This window comes from Achromobacter sp. Marseille-Q0513, assembly GCF_018195695.1.
Taxonomy (GTDB): domain Bacteria; phylum Pseudomonadota; class Gammaproteobacteria; order Burkholderiales; family Burkholderiaceae_B; genus Achromobacter.
This window is the reverse complement of sequence record NZ_JAGTJY010000013.1, coordinates 16879-29805: the sequence shown is the minus strand read 5'-3', so window position 1 is coordinate 29805 and position 12927 is coordinate 16879. Positions and strand designations below refer to the sequence as shown.

The following is a 12927-nucleotide window of genomic DNA, read 5'->3' as shown; positions in this document are numbered from 1 at the left end:
GCTACACGCTTTGGCAAAATTGCGAACAGAAAAAAAGCCGGCGCGCGGGCCGGCTTTTTTTCAGCGAAGCCGTCCTGGAATCAGGACAGGTCGCCTTCGATCAGCACGGTCACGTCGGACACGACGTCGGCGTGCAGAGCGATCTGGACCGGATACTCGCCGATGGCCTTGAGGTGGCCATTGGGCAGGCGGACCTGGATCTTCTCGACCGCGAAGTCAGCCTTCTTCAGGCCTTCGGCGATGTCGGCGTTGGTCACGGAACCGAACAGACGGCCGTCGACGCCAGCCTTCTGGACGATCTTCAGCTGGTAGCCGTTCAGGCGCTCGCCCAGGGCTTGGGCAGCGGCCAGCTTCTCGGCTTGCAGCTTTTCCAGTTCAGCGCGGCGGGCTTCGAATTCCTTCAGGGCGGCGTCGGTGGCACGACGGGCCTTCTTCTGGGGGATCAGGAAGTTGCGGGCATAGCCGTCGCGCACGCGCACGACTTCGCCCAGGTTACCCAGGTTGACGACTTTTTCGAGCAGAATGACTTGCATTTTCAGTGCCCCGGATTAGTTGTGGTTGTCGGTGTAAGGCAACAGGGCCAGGAAGCGCGCGCGCTTGATGGCGGTGTCCAGCTGGCGCTGGTAGATAGCCTTGGTGCCGGTCAGACGAGCCGGGATGATCTTGCCGTTTTCTTGCACGAAGTCGCGCAGGGTGTCCAGATCCTTGTAATCGATCTCTTCGACGCCGGCGGCGGTGAAGCGGCAGAACTTGCGACGCTTGAACAGCGGGTTCTGCTGCGTGAACTTGCGTTTTTCCTTGCGTTTTCCGAAGAAAGCCATGATGTGTACCTCTATGTTTGAGGGGCCTGGCCATGCCGTCGGCCCCATAACCTATCCGTTTATCAGAAGGCGCTATGCGCCCCGTTCCTGTCCCGTCATGCCACCAGCGGATCGTGCCCTGCACTGCCGCCGGTCTTGCGCGCCTGCTGCAAATGCAGCTTGACCTTCACCGAATCCTTGCGGGCCGGGGCCAGAAAGCCCACTACCTGCAGTTCGGTGCCCAGCGCGATGCCCTTGAGCATCAGTGCCAGGTCGCCCAGCGCAACGGCCTGAAGCGTGAGTTCGACGCGGCGCGGAAGGCCAGCCTCGACCACTTCGGACTCGTGCGCCAGCAGCAATTCCAGCGCGGGCAATCCAGCGGGAGTGTGGCGCAAAGGCTCGCATTCGAGAACGCGGGCGCTGAGTTCCAGTCTATTCATCCTGCCGGTGCCTGTCGGACTTGCGCGGGTGCGGTCGCGCTAGCCCTGCTTACTCAGCCTGGGCGGCAGCGGCTTCAGCCGACGCCTTGCGGGCTTCCTCGCGCTCGACCGACTTCATCATGATCGAGGGGGTGGTCTGGGCCTTCTTGGTCTTGATGACCAGGTGGCGCAGCACGGCGTCGTTGTAGCGGAACGAGTGCTCCAGCTCATCCAGCGTGGCTTGGCCGCACTCGATGTTCAGGCAGACGTAGTGAGCCTTGACGAGCTTCTGGATCGGGTAGGCCAGTTGACGGCGGCCCCAGTCTTCCAGGCGGTGGATCGAGCCGCCTTGGCCCGTGACCAGCGCTTGGTAACGCTCGACCATGGCGGGCACTTGCTCGCTTTGGTCGGGGTGAACGATAAACACCACTTCGTAGTGACGCATGAGTAAAACTCCTTGAGGATGTCCTGCTCGCCTGGCCTCGCCATTCAGCACGCTTTTCAACGCGCCTGAAAGTGAAACGCCAAGCTTGCAAGGGGCAGCCCGCTGCTCAAAAAACATGAGCGGTCGAGCAAGAAAGCTCTCGATTATCGCCTATTGGCCTGTCAGACGCAAGCCAGGCGGCCTTAAGAAATAAGGGACGCGCCAGATCCGCCCGATTCCCCGCCCTCGCGCGGCATTTCGGCAACAGGGGCGGCCGAGATGTCCTCGGGGCGGTTCACCACGCTGACCATCACGTAGCTGATGATCATCAGCAGGAACCAGGAGCCCAGCTTGGCGATGGACACCATTTCCCAGCCGCCCGACTGGTTGGGATAGCGCCAGGCATTGGCGAAGGTGCCGATGTTCTCGGCGAACCAGATAAACAGCGCCACCAGCACGAAACCCAACAGCAGCGGCATGCGGCGGTATTCGCGCCAGATGCGGAAATAGACCCAGGCGCGGCCGAACAGCAGCGCGGTCAGCGCGAACAGCAGCAGGCGGAAGTCGGCGATGAAGTGGTGCGCGAAGAAATTCACGTAGATCAGCACCGACAGCGCCAGCGTGGCCGCCAGCGGCGGATGGGCGCGGAAGCGGAAATCGAACAACCGCCAGACCCGCGCCAGGTAGCTGCCCACCGCCGCGTACATGAAGCCGGTGAACAGCGGCACGCCGCCGATGCGCAACAGATTGGCCTCGGGATAGATCCAGGAGCCGGCCGAGGTCTTGAAGATCTCCATGACGGTGCCGACCACATGGAACATCAGGATCACCTTGGCCTCGGCCCAGGTCTCCATGCGCAACAGCAACAGCGCGGCCTGGATGCCCAGCGCGGCCAGCGTCAGGAAGTCGTAACGCGCCAGCAGCGCGTCCTTGGGGTACCACCAGTGCGTGCCCAGCAGCAGCGCGCACATCAGGCCGCCGAACAGGCAGGCCCAGGCCTGCTTCGCGCCGAAGCGGAAGAATTCGTAGAGCGCGAGGCCAAAACGGCCGCGGCCGGCCAGTTTCCCGGCCAGCCGCGCTTCCCATTGCTGCAATCCTGCGATGAGCGGCCAGTCGGAGGCCGCCGGATGCGTCATGGAGGAATCAGCCTTCGACCACGGCGTAGGCCGAGTGGTTGTGGATGGATTCGAAGTTCTCGGCCTCGACGCGGTAGCGGGCGATGCCGGGGTGCGCGTTCAGGCGGGCGGCCACGTCGCGCACCAGGTCCTCGACGAACTTGGGATTGTCGTAGGCGCGTTCGGTGACGTATTTCTCGTCCGGACGCTTGAGCAGGCCCCACAGCTCGCACGAGCCTTCGTCCTCGATCAGGCGGATGACGCCGTCCATGCTGATGTCCGAACCCAGGATGGCCGAGACCGTGACGTGCGAGCGCTGGTTGTGCGCGCCGTATTCGGAGATGGCCTTCGAGCACGGACAGAGGCTGGTGACCGGCACCTGCACGATCAGTTCGAATTCAACGCTGTCGCCCTGGGCTCGCGCGATCCACTGCACTTCGTAGTCCAGCAGGCTCTGCACGCCCGAGATGGGGGCGGACTTGTTGATGAAGTACGGGAAGGCCGCGGTGATGTCGCCGCGTTCGGCGTGCAGCAGCGGCAGCATGTCGGCCGCCATCTGGCGGAACAGCCTGGGCGTCATGGGCGTGCTGCGGTACTTTTCCAGCAGCGCCACGAAGCGCGACATGTGGGTGCCCTTCTCCTCGGGCGGCAGGGCGACCGTGAGGGTCCAGTTGGCCACGGTGCCCTGGGGCGAACCGTCGGCGCTTTCGACCAGCATGGGGTGGCGCACGCCGCGGATGCCGACGCGCTGGATCGGGATGTGACGCGTGTCCGTGGAGCTCTGGACATCGGGCATCACGATGGCGGGATCAATCGGAGAATTCATTTCGGCTTACCTGTCTGGGAGGCGGGGCGGCGCTGCCGTGCCCGGCCCAGGAGTCTTTTGGAAGGGAGCCATTATCGCCCATACACCGGCAAGCGCCCGGGAAAACCCTTCTCTTTATAGGTTGGCGGGGCCGGAACAGACTGTTCCAGCCGGCCGCACAACCTCGCCGGCCTCAGCCCAGCAGGCTGGAAAACCGGGTGCGGATCGACTGCTCGATGCCGGAAGCGTCCAGGCCGACGCCGGCCAGCAAGGCGGATTGTTCGCCGTGGTCGATGAACTCGTCGGGCAGGCCCAGCTGCAACACCGGGATCTGCACGCCGGCCGCGCTCAGCACTTCCAGCACGGCGCTGCCGGCGCCGCCCATGATGCAGGCCTCTTCCAGCGTGACCAGGGCGTCGTGGCGGCTGGCCAGATCCAGGATCAGCTCGCGGTCGATCGGCTTGACGAAGCGCATGTCGGCCACCGTGGCGTCCAGCGCCTCGGCCGCGGCCTGCCCGGCCGGCAGCAGCGTGCCGAAACCCAGGATGGCGATCTTGCGGCCCTCGCGGCGCACCACGCCGCAGCCCAGTTCGACCGTCTCCAGTCCGGGCGCCTCGGCGGCGCCACGGCCGGCGCCGCGCGGATAGCGCACCGAGGCCGGGCCGGGATGCTGATAACAGGTGGACAGCAGCAGCCGCGCCTCGGCCTCGTCGGACGGCGTGGCCACCACCATGTTGGGAATGCAGCGCAGGAAGGCGATGTCGTAGTTGCCCGCGTGGGTGGCGCCGTCGGCGCCCACCAGGCCGGCGCGATCCAGCGCGAAGGTGACGTCCAGGTTCTGCAGCGCCACGTCGTGGATCAGCTGGTCGTAGCCGCGCTGCAGGAAGGTGGAATAGATGGCGACCACCGGCTTCTGGCCCTCGCAGGCGATGCCGGCGGCGAAGGTCACGGCGTGCTGCTCGGCGATGCCCACGTCGAAATAGCGCTGCGGGAAACGCTGCTCGAACTCGACCAGGCCGCTGCCCTCGCGCATGGCGGGCGTGATCGCGACCAGGCGCGAATCGGCCTCGGCCGTGTCGCACAGCCACTGGCCGAAGACCTGGGTGAAGCCGCGCTTGCCCGGACCCTTGGCCTGCTGGATGCCGACGGCCGGATCGAACTTGCCCGGGCCGTGATACAGCACCGGATCGGCCTCGGCCAGCTTGTAGCCGTGGCCTTTCTTGGTGACGACGTGCAGGAACTGCAGGCCTTGCAGCGCCTTCAGGTTCTGCAGCGTGGGCACCAGCGCGTCCAGGTCATGGCCGTCGATCGGGCCCACGTAGTTGAAGCCGAATTCCTCGAACAGCGTGGCCGGCGTGACCATGCCCTTGGCGTGTTCCTCGAAGCGGCGCGCCAGTTCCAGCACCGGCGGCACGTGCTGCAGCACGGCGCGGCCGACGTTCTTGGCGGCGGCGTAGAAGCGGCCCGACATCAGGCGCGCCAGGTAGCGGTTCAGCGCCCCAACCGGCGGCGAGATCGACATGTCGTTGTCGTTCAGGATCACCAGCAGGTTGATGTTGGGCGTGACGCCGGCGTTGTTCATGGCTTCGAACGCCATGCCGGCGGACATCGCGCCGTCGCCGATCACGGCGATGTGCTGGCGCTGCACGCCGGCGTTGCGCGAGGCCACCGCCATGCCCAGCGCGGCCGAGATCGAGGTGGACGAATGCGCAGTGCCGAAGGCGTCGAATTCCGATTCGCTGCGCTTGGGAAAGCCGGAGATGCCGCCCAGCTGGCGCAGCTTGGCCATGCCGGCGCGGCGGCCGGTCAGGATCTTGTGCGGGTAGGACTGGTGGCCCACGTCCCAGACGATGCGGTCATGCGGCGTGTCGAACACCTGATGCAGGGCCAGCGTCAGTTCCACCGTGCCCAGGTTGGACGACAGGTGCCCGCCGGTCTTGGAGACCGATTCCAGCACGAATCCGCGCAGCTCCTCGGCCAGCCGTTTCAGCTCGCGGCGGTCCAGGCGCCTGAGGTCGGCCGGGGATTGGATGCTGTCCAGAAGTTCTGTCGTCATGCCTGTCGTCATGCTGTTGTTGCGGTTCGTTGCCCCGGTCTGCAGCCAGGCCGGGCATGTCAGGGATCAGCGATCCCGAAGTACGATGAAATCGGCCAGCTGGGCCAGGCGCAAGCCCGCGTCGCCCAGCGGCTCCAGCGCCGCCAGCGCGGTCGAGCGCAGCTCCTCGGCGAAGGCGCGCGCCTCGTCCAGGCCCAGCAGGGACACGTAGGTGGGCTTGTTCTCGGCGGCGTCCTTGCCCGGCGTCTTGCCCAGGCTGGCGCTGTCCGCCGTCACGTCCAGGATGTCGTCCACCACCTGGAAGGCCAGGCCCATGGCCTGCGCGTACACGTCCAGCGCCTGGCGCGAGGCCGAGCTGGCGCCGGCCACGATGCCGCCCAGCGCCACGCTGCAGGCCAGCATCGCGCCGGTCTTCATGCTGTGCATGGTCTGCAGTTCGTCGCGCGACAACGCGCGGCCGACGCTGAACAGGTCGATGGCCTGGCCGCCGGCCATGCCCTGGCTGCCGGCGGCGCGCGCCAGCGACTGCGTGGCCTGCACGATCAGCGCGGGCGCGATCGGCATCGACGCCAGCAATTCAAACGCCAGCGGCTGCAGGGCGTCGCCGGCCAGCATGGCGGTGGCTTCGTCGAACTGCACATGAGCGGTGGGACGGCCGCGGCGCAGCGTATCGTCGTCCATGCAGGGCAGGTCGTCGTGCACCAGCGAATAGGCGTGGATCAGTTCCACGGCCGCGGCCGCGCGGTCCAGCGAGGCCTCGATGGCGAGCACGCTGCCGCTGACGGGGCAGGCCTGGCCGGCCGCATAGACCATCGCCGCGCGCACGCGCTTGCCGCCGCCCATCGTGGCGTAGCGCATGGCTTCGTGCAGGCGCGCGGGCAGCGCGTCGGCCGGGGGCAGCAGGTCGTCCAGGACGTCTTCGACGTGGCGGACACGGCCCTGCAGCCATTCCGGAAATGCGAGTTGAGTCTGCTTCATCCGAGTCTTATTCGTCGTCCAGCGCCGCCGGATCCAGCGGGCGCAGCAAGTCGCCCTCCAGCACCTTCACCTGCTGCTCGGCCTGCGCCAGGCGGTCCTGGCAGACGCGCGTGAGCTCGACGCCGCGGCGGTAGGCCGCCAGCGACTGCTCCAGCGGCAGCGAGCCGTCTTCCATGGCCGCGACCAGCGACTCCAACTCGGCCAGCGCCGTTTCGAAATCCTGGGGCAAGGGGCGGTCGTCGACCTGCGGATCGGCTTGTGAAGGTTTGGCCAAAAGGGCCTCCGGGAACGCAATCGGGTGGATCAATCCGTGGATTGTACGAGATACCCACCGCCGGCCGCAGCGCTTGCCGGCCGGCCCCGCGCGACGACGGCCGCGCGCGCCTCAGGCGCCGCCGGCCAGCCCTTCCACGGCATCGGCCAGCGATTGCGCGACGCGCCCGCGCAGCTCGGCCTCGCTGAGCAGGCTGGCGGGACCGCCGCAGCTCATCACGAACACGCCCTCGCCCGTGAGCGAGGCGAACGGCACCGCCACCGCGTTGATGTCCGACTGCCACTCGCCGATGGCGAAACAGCAGCCGGTCTCGCGCAGCTCGGCGCGCGCGCGGCAGATGACGGCATCGTCGGGGGCGGCCTCGCCCATGCGCGCCGCGAGCGCCGCGCATTCGTCTTCCGGCAGGCTGGCCAGGTAGGCGCGCCCCATGGCGCTGTCCAGGCTGGCGCGGTAACCGACTGGCAGGCGCAGGTACAGCGCGGACGAGCCGTGGACGGCCTCGACGTAGGTCATGGCGTCGCCGTCGAAGGCGCCCAGCGCCACGGCGCCGCCGGTCTGGCGGGCCAGCTCGGTCATCGACGCCTTGGCCAGTTCGCGCACCTCGAGCCCGGCCAGCAGGCCATAGCCCAGCGCCAGCACGCCATAGCCCGGAGAGTACTTGCCGGTGTCCGGGTGATAGCGCAGATAGCCCAGCTCGGTCAGCGTGTAGGTGATGCGGCTGATGGTGGGCTTGGGCAGGCCGGTCAGGCGGGCCAGGTCCAGGTTGCCCAGCGCGTTCACGCCGTGGCGGAAGCAGCGCAGCACGTCCAGCCCGCGCGCCAGCGCGGTGATGAAGTCCGGCGAGGCTCCGCCCTCGCCCGTCGCGGCCGCGCGCTTGCGCCGCGCGGGCTGGCTGAGCGCGAGCTTCTCGTCGGGCTTGGACGCGGGATGGGGGATGCGCTTGCGGTCAGAAAAGGATTGCATTTTCGTGCGCTTCGTTTTTATAGTTTATTTCGAATGACAAAACATAATTCCGTTATTCGAAATTCAGTAAGCGAAATTTAGTACGGCGCGAGAGATCTGGCAAGCCATCCGCAACGCCCCTGCCCACGGCGCGTCCGGTCGCCGGCCCGGCCTCGCCGCCAGGATCCGTCCGACTGACTTCATGGGGAAAACATGATTCGCACTGGCATCAAACTGCTTGCCGCCGCCCTGCTCGGCGCGGCCGCGCTGAGCGCGCAGGCCGACACTTATCCGTCTCGTCCGATCAAGGTGGTCTCGCCGTTCCCGGCGGGCGGCGCCACCGATGTACTGACCCGGGTGCTGGCCGAACGCATGGCCAAGGACCTGGGCCAGCCCATGATCGTCGAGAACAAGGCCGGCGCTGGCACCTCCATCGGCGCGGCCTTCGTGTCGCGCGAGGCGCCGGACGGCTACACCATATTGATGGCGACCAACTCCACGCTGGTCACCAACCGCTACCTGTACAAGGAACTGCCCTACGATCCGGACGGTTTCGCGCCGATCGGCATGGTGGGCGTCGGCCCGCTGGTGCTGCTGTCCAGCCCCAAGCGGCCCTTCGCCAGCACCAGGGACCTGGTCGACTACGCCAAGCAGAACCCGGGCAAGCTGACCTTCGCCACCTTCGGCCCCGGCACCTCGTCGCACCTGGCCGGCGAGCTGTTCAAGCAGCGCGCCGGCATCGACATCCTGCACGTGCCGTTCAAGGGCGCGACCCAGGCGCTGCCCGCGCTGATCAGCGGCGACGTGGACCTGTTCTTCGACATGGTCGCCACCGGCATGCCGCAGGCCACGGCCGGCAAGGTCAAGGTCTTCGCCATCACCAGCCCCGGGCGGCTGGCGACCGAGCCTGCCCTGCCCACGCTGGCCGAACAGGGCTACCAGGGCTTCGACATGACAGCCTGGTTCAGCTTCGTGGCGCCGCGCGGCACGCCCGAGCCGGTGCTGGAACGGCTGCGCAAGGCGCTGGCGGACGCGCTGGCCGACGATGCCGTCAAGCAGCGCCTGCTGGGCATGGGCATCGATCCGCGCTCGGGCACGCCCGCCGAGCTGCAGGCCCAGATCCGCAACGAGCAGCCCATCGTCTCGCAGCTCATCAAGCAGGCCGGCGTCGCTCTGCAATAGGAACACCCTGACGCGCGGGCTAACGCCTCGATACAGCACGCGCGCGCCGCCGGCTGCTAGGGTGTAGGCAGGCTGCGGCCCGCGCCGCGGCCCCGCGAGCGGACGCATTTCCCGGTCCGCGCAAGGAGCCCGATGCCCGAATCCGACGATCGATACGCCCGCCTGGATGCCGCCCGCTGGCTGGCCGCCGTGGCCGTGGTGATGCTGCATGGCGCAGCGACCGTGGTCAGCGACCCGGCCGCCTACGGCAGCGGCGCCTGGCTGGCGGCCAACCTGTACGACTCGGCGGCCCGCTGGTGCGTGCCGGTGTTCGTGATGATCAGCGGCGCCCTGCTGCTGGACCCGGAACGGCCGCAGGACGCGCGCCGCTTCTACAGCCGCCGCATGACGCGGATCTGCGCGCCGCTGCTGTTCTGGACGCTGTTCTACCTGCTCTGGCGCACGGCGCTGGACTGGTTCGACGACGGCAGGCTGGACCTGTCCTTCTGGCCGCGCAAGCTGGCCCAGGGCGAACCCTACTATCACCTGTGGTACCTGTACATGATCGTGGGCCTGTACCTGTTCGCGCCGCTGGTGCGCACGCTGGCGGCGCGCAGTTCGCGCCAGGCCCGCGCCCTGTGGGTCGTGGGCATCCTCGGCCTGGCGATCCTGGACGCGCTGTACCGCCGCGCGCTGGACGCCCCGCCCGGCTTCTTCCTGACCTGGTTCCTGCCCTACCTGGGTTATTTCGTCGCCGGACGCATGATCCACGCGGGCGAGCTGCGCATCCCCCGCCCCGGCCTGATGCTGGCTGCCAGCGTGGCGGCCACGGCCCTGGGCGTGTACCTGCTGTCGAGTTCGCGGACGCTCAACACCTACTTCTACGACTACTTCAGCCTGACCGTGCCGTTCATGTCGCTGGCCGCGTTCCAGCTGATCGTGGACGCGCCGCGCCTGCCCCGGCTCGCGCGGCTGGCGCCGCTGACCTTCGGCATTTACCTGATCCATCCGGCGTTCCTGGACCTGGCGCAGCGCGCCGGCCTGCTGCGCGGCGGCCACGGCACGGCCTGGACGCTGCCCTTGCTGACGGCGACCGTGTTCGCCCTGTCGGCCGCGAGCAGCTGGCTGTTGCGGCGTCATCCCATGACCCGCAGGCTGGTCTGAAAGGCGTAGGCCGAATGGATCGACGCCCGCCGCCAGGCGCCCAGGACGCGCCCGTTTGCGCCAGGTCAAGCGCAACCCCGCCTCGCCCCGCCAAGTCCCTCCTGTCATCATGGGCGCGGGAAAAAGGGTTGGGGTACAATTCACGCCTTATTTGATCGGCCAGACACCGATTTTTCTTCGCGCCAGAACGGGCACATAGCGGACCCTGATAGCGGAAACATCGGCGGTAAGCGTCGGCAGCAACGACGGCATCCGCCGCTTCCCCGGAACCTCAGGGGAACCCGCGAGGCCCGGGGCGATCCCAAGGTGGGATACGGCCAGGGCTGCAGGCAAAGCTCAGCCCGCCTGGCTTTTTTACCCGAGCGGAGGGAATCATGACCGACATCGGTCGGATGGCACATGTCGTGCCAGCTCGCACCCAGCTACCCGTCAGCGCGTATTTTGACGAAGCCCTCTTTGCCCGCGAGCAAGAACTCATTTTCAAGCAATCCTCGCAGTACGTCGGCCACCAGAAGCTGGTGCCCGAAGTGGGGGATTGGCGTACCTTGGTCCAGGAAAACGGAGGGCGTGTGCTGGTTCGCAACCAGCAAGGCGTCGATCTCATCTCAAATGTCTGCCGCCACCGTCAGGCGCTGATGCTTGGCGGAGAAACCGGCAACGTGGCCGGCAACTGCAACACGCACGGCAGCCTGAAGGCCACCGGGGGCAACATCGTCTGCCCCCTGCACCGCTGGACCTACAACAACCAGGGCGAGCTGCTGGGCGCGCCGCAGTTCGACACCACGCCCTGCATGAACCTGCAGAAGTTCCGCCTGCGCGACTGCCACGGCCTGCTGTTCGAAGGCCCGCGCGATCCCGCCTCGGACATGGCGCCGCTGTTCGCGCGGCCGGAGTTCGACTTCGGCGACTACGTGCTGGACCACGTGGAAGTGCACCAGTGCAACTACAACTGGAAGACCTTCATCGAGGTCTATCTGGAGGACTACCACGTCGGCCCGTTCCATCCGGGCCTGGGCCGCTTCGTCACCTGCGACGACCTGACCTGGGAATTCAACGACTGGTACAGCCTGCAGAAAGTCGGCGTGCACAACGCGCTGGCCCAGCCGGGTTCCGAGGTCTACAAGCAGTGGCATGACCGGCTGCTGTCGTTCCGCGAGGGCGACGCGCCCGATTTCGGCGCGGTCTGGGTCACGTATTTCCCGACCCACATGATCGAGCTGTACCCGCACGTGCTGGTGCTGTCCACGCTGTACCCGAAGAGCCCGCAGGAAACGGTGAACGTGGTCGAGTTCTACTACCCCGAGGAAATCGCCGCCTTCGAGCGCGAGTTCGTCGAGGCGCAGCGCGCGGCCTACATGGAAACGGCGATCGAGGACGACGAGATCGCCGAACGCATGGACGCCGGCCGCAAGGCCCTGATGCTGCGCGGCGTGAACGAGACCGGCCCGTACCAGTCGCCCATGGAAGACGGCATGCAGCACTTCCACGAATGGTACCGGCGCACCATGGGAGAGCCCTGAAGCCCGCCCCCAAGCCTGCTTCCGAGCCGCCTCACGCACAAGGGCCTCGCGGATATCCGCGAGGCCCTTGTCTTTTCCGGCCCGGTTTTCAGCCCGAATTGCAGCCCGAATTGCAGCCCGTTTTACAGCCCGCAGCCGGCATCAGCGTCCGGTGACGCCAGCGACCGTGCGCTCGCCGATCGCCAGGCCCACCGTCATGCCCACGCCCGAATGCATCACGGCGACCGTGGTCGCGTCGTCCACCGGCATGACCGAGAACGGCGCCGGGCCGTGCGCGCCGTACACGCCCTGCCAGCGCTCGACCACGCGCAGCCGCGCGCCCAGCGCCTGCGAGGCCAGATCCAGCATGGCGTTGTCGACCGCCTCGTCGTTGAACGGCGGCGCGTCCTGGCCGTACTGGTGCGAATCGCCGATGATCAGTTCGCCATAGGGCGTGGGGCTGACCAGCAGGTGGATGCCGTTGTCCAGCAGCATGGGCGTGCGCGCCTGGATCACCTCGCGCAGCGCCAGCGCGGACGGCAGGTCCGAGAACGCGCCGTAATGCACGCAGGACAGGCCCGTCAACAGCGGCCGGTCCAGCGCGAACGGAGCCGACTCGAAGGCCGCGCGCAGCATCTGCAGGCGCGTGACCTCCAGGTTCAGCGGCGCGAAGCGTTCCGGCAGCAGCGTCAGGTAATCATGGCCGGGGCAGACGAACACGTGATTGCCACGGAACTCGCCGGCGGTGGTCGCCACCACGCCCTGCTCCACCGCGCGCGCCAGCGTGCCGGTGATGAAGGTCACGCCCAGCGATTCCGCCAGATAGCGCGTGATCGCGGGCAACGCCTCGCGCGAATAGATCTGCAGGTCATCCAGGCCACGCAGCGCGGCGCAGTGATGCGCCAGGCGGCCGTCGTACAGGCCGGCGACCTCGCGGCCCGACAGCAGCTCGGCGCGATAGCCTTCCTGTTGCAGGCGGGTGTCGGCGAACTCCTGCAGCACGTCGGCTTCGTCGGTATTGCGCGCCAGCACCAGCGCGCCGTTGGCGCGCACATGGAAGCCCGCCTTGGCGGCCAGGTCCAGCCACAGTTCGCGCGCCTGCTGCGCATGCGACAGCATCATGCCGGGCGCCTGGCCGGTCACGATGACCTGGCCGAAATTGCGGATCGTGGCGCCGTGCGCCTGACGGCTGCGCTCGATCACGGCCACCGACAGGCCGCGCTTGGCGGCCGCCCAGGCGTGCGCGATGCCGAGCATGCCCGCGCCCACCACGATTACGTCAAAATTCAT

14 protein-coding genes are annotated in these 12927 nt (G+C 67.4%); 3 read left to right on the top strand and 11 right to left on the bottom strand.

Going from position 1 to position 12927, the window contains the following annotated elements; genetic code table 11:
• Positions 1 to 80: 80 nt before the first annotated feature.
• The 10 genes from rplI to KDH83_RS05025 form a co-directional block, all read right to left on the bottom strand.
• Positions 81 to 533: a 50S ribosomal protein L9 gene (rplI, locus tag KDH83_RS05070; RefSeq protein WP_212313235.1), complete on the bottom strand. Its 453-nt coding sequence runs from the start codon at positions 531 to 533 to the stop codon at positions 81 to 83.
• Positions 534 to 548: 15 nt separating this feature from the next.
• Positions 549 to 821: a 30S ribosomal protein S18 gene (gene rpsR, locus KDH83_RS05065; protein ID WP_006218308.1), complete on the bottom strand. Its 273-nt coding sequence runs from the start codon at positions 819 to 821 to the stop codon at positions 549 to 551.
• Positions 822 to 916: 95 nt separating this feature from the next.
• Complete coding sequence (gene priB, locus KDH83_RS05060; RefSeq protein WP_212313233.1) at positions 917 to 1240, bottom strand: primosomal replication protein N; 324 nt, start codon at positions 1238 to 1240, stop codon at positions 917 to 919.
• 49 nt (positions 1241 to 1289) lie between these two features.
• Positions 1290 to 1664, bottom strand: coding sequence for a 30S ribosomal protein S6 (rpsF, locus tag KDH83_RS05055; RefSeq protein WP_063952835.1), 375 nt, complete (start codon positions 1662 to 1664; stop codon positions 1290 to 1292).
• 182 nt (positions 1665 to 1846) lie between these two features.
• Complete coding sequence (locus KDH83_RS05050) at positions 1847 to 2779, bottom strand: DUF817 domain-containing protein (RefSeq protein ID WP_212313231.1); 933 nt, start codon at positions 2777 to 2779, stop codon at positions 1847 to 1849.
• A gap of 7 nt (positions 2780 to 2786) precedes the next feature.
• Complete coding sequence (gene folE2 / locus KDH83_RS05045) at positions 2787 to 3584, bottom strand: GTP cyclohydrolase FolE2 (protein WP_212313229.1); 798 nt, start codon at positions 3582 to 3584, stop codon at positions 2787 to 2789.
• Positions 3585 to 3756: 172 nt separating this feature from the next.
• On the bottom strand, positions 3757 to 5619 hold the full coding sequence (gene dxs, locus KDH83_RS05040; protein ID WP_212313228.1) for a 1-deoxy-D-xylulose-5-phosphate synthase: 1863 nt from the start codon (positions 5617 to 5619) through the stop codon (positions 3757 to 3759).
• A gap of 66 nt (positions 5620 to 5685) precedes the next feature.
• Positions 5686 to 6597 carry a polyprenyl synthetase family protein gene (locus KDH83_RS05035; RefSeq protein ID WP_212313227.1) on the bottom strand — a complete coding sequence of 304 codons (912 nt, stop codon included), beginning with the start codon at positions 6595 to 6597 and terminating at the stop codon, positions 5686 to 5688.
• Positions 6598 to 6604: 7 nt separating this feature from the next.
• The gene (locus tag KDH83_RS05030; RefSeq protein WP_103273429.1) at positions 6605 to 6871 is read right to left on the bottom strand and encodes an exodeoxyribonuclease VII small subunit; all 267 of its coding nucleotides are present in this window, start codon (positions 6869 to 6871) and stop codon (positions 6605 to 6607) included.
• Positions 6872 to 6982: 111 nt separating this feature from the next.
• The gene (locus tag KDH83_RS05025) at positions 6983 to 7834 is read right to left on the bottom strand and encodes an IclR family transcriptional regulator (RefSeq protein ID WP_212313226.1); all 852 of its coding nucleotides are present in this window, start codon (positions 7832 to 7834) and stop codon (positions 6983 to 6985) included.
• Positions 7835 to 8026: 192 nt separating this feature from the next.
• On the opposite strand from KDH83_RS05025, the gene KDH83_RS05020 reads away from it, so the two are divergent.
• From KDH83_RS05020 to KDH83_RS05010, 3 genes are all read left to right on the top strand, one after another.
• Positions 8027 to 8995 (top strand): tripartite tricarboxylate transporter substrate binding protein, encoded by a 969-nt coding sequence (locus KDH83_RS05020; RefSeq protein WP_212313225.1) that lies wholly within the window; start codon positions 8027 to 8029, stop codon positions 8993 to 8995.
• Between the two features lie 132 nt (positions 8996 to 9127).
• Positions 9128 to 10138 carry an acyltransferase family protein gene (locus tag KDH83_RS05015; RefSeq protein ID WP_212313224.1) on the top strand — a complete coding sequence of 337 codons (1011 nt, stop codon included), beginning with the start codon at positions 9128 to 9130 and terminating at the stop codon, positions 10136 to 10138.
• 374 nt (positions 10139 to 10512) lie between these two features.
• A complete protein-coding gene (locus KDH83_RS05010) occupies positions 10513 to 11658 on the top strand; it encodes an aromatic ring-hydroxylating dioxygenase subunit alpha (RefSeq protein ID WP_103273425.1) in 1146 nt (381 codons plus the stop codon).
• Positions 11659 to 11799: 141 nt separating this feature from the next.
• Here KDH83_RS05010 and KDH83_RS05005 read toward each other — a convergent pair whose 3' ends face one another.
• On the bottom strand, positions 11800 to 12927 hold the full coding sequence (locus KDH83_RS05005; protein ID WP_212313222.1) for a TIGR03364 family FAD-dependent oxidoreductase: 1128 nt from the start codon (positions 12925 to 12927) through the stop codon (positions 11800 to 11802).

Coding starts and splice junctions, on each gene's coding strand:
- rplI (WP_212313235.1), bottom strand. CDS start 533: ATGCAAGTCATTCTGCTCGAAAAAGTCGTCAACCTGGGTAACCTGGGC.
- rpsR (WP_006218308.1), bottom strand. CDS start 821: ATGGCTTTCTTCGGAAAACGCAAGGAAAAACGCAAGTTCACGCAGCAG.
- priB (WP_212313233.1), bottom strand. CDS start 1,240: ATGAATAGACTGGAACTCAGCGCCCGCGTTCTCGAATGCGAGCCTTTG.
- rpsF (WP_063952835.1), bottom strand. CDS start 1,664: ATGCGTCACTACGAAGTGGTGTTTATCGTTCACCCCGACCAAAGCGAG.
- KDH83_RS05050 (WP_212313231.1), bottom strand. CDS start 2,779: ATGACGCATCCGGCGGCCTCCGACTGGCCGCTCATCGCAGGATTGCAG.
- folE2 (WP_212313229.1), bottom strand. CDS start 3,584: ATGAATTCTCCGATTGATCCCGCCATCGTGATGCCCGATGTCCAGAGC.
- dxs (WP_212313228.1), bottom strand. CDS start 5,619: ATGACGACAGAACTTCTGGACAGCATCCAATCCCCGGCCGACCTCAGG.
- KDH83_RS05035 (WP_212313227.1), bottom strand. CDS start 6,597: ATGAAGCAGACTCAACTCGCATTTCCGGAATGGCTGCAGGGCCGTGTC.
- KDH83_RS05025 (WP_212313226.1), bottom strand. CDS start 7,834: ATGCAATCCTTTTCTGACCGCAAGCGCATCCCCCATCCCGCGTCCAAG.
- KDH83_RS05020 (WP_212313225.1), top strand. CDS start 8,027: ATGATTCGCACTGGCATCAAACTGCTTGCCGCCGCCCTGCTCGGCGCG.
- KDH83_RS05015 (WP_212313224.1), top strand. CDS start 9,128: ATGCCCGAATCCGACGATCGATACGCCCGCCTGGATGCCGCCCGCTGG.
- KDH83_RS05010 (WP_103273425.1), top strand. CDS start 10,513: ATGACCGACATCGGTCGGATGGCACATGTCGTGCCAGCTCGCACCCAG.
- KDH83_RS05005 (WP_212313222.1), bottom strand. CDS start 12,927: ATGAATTTTGACGTAATCGTGGTGGGCGCGGGCATGCTCGGCATCGCG.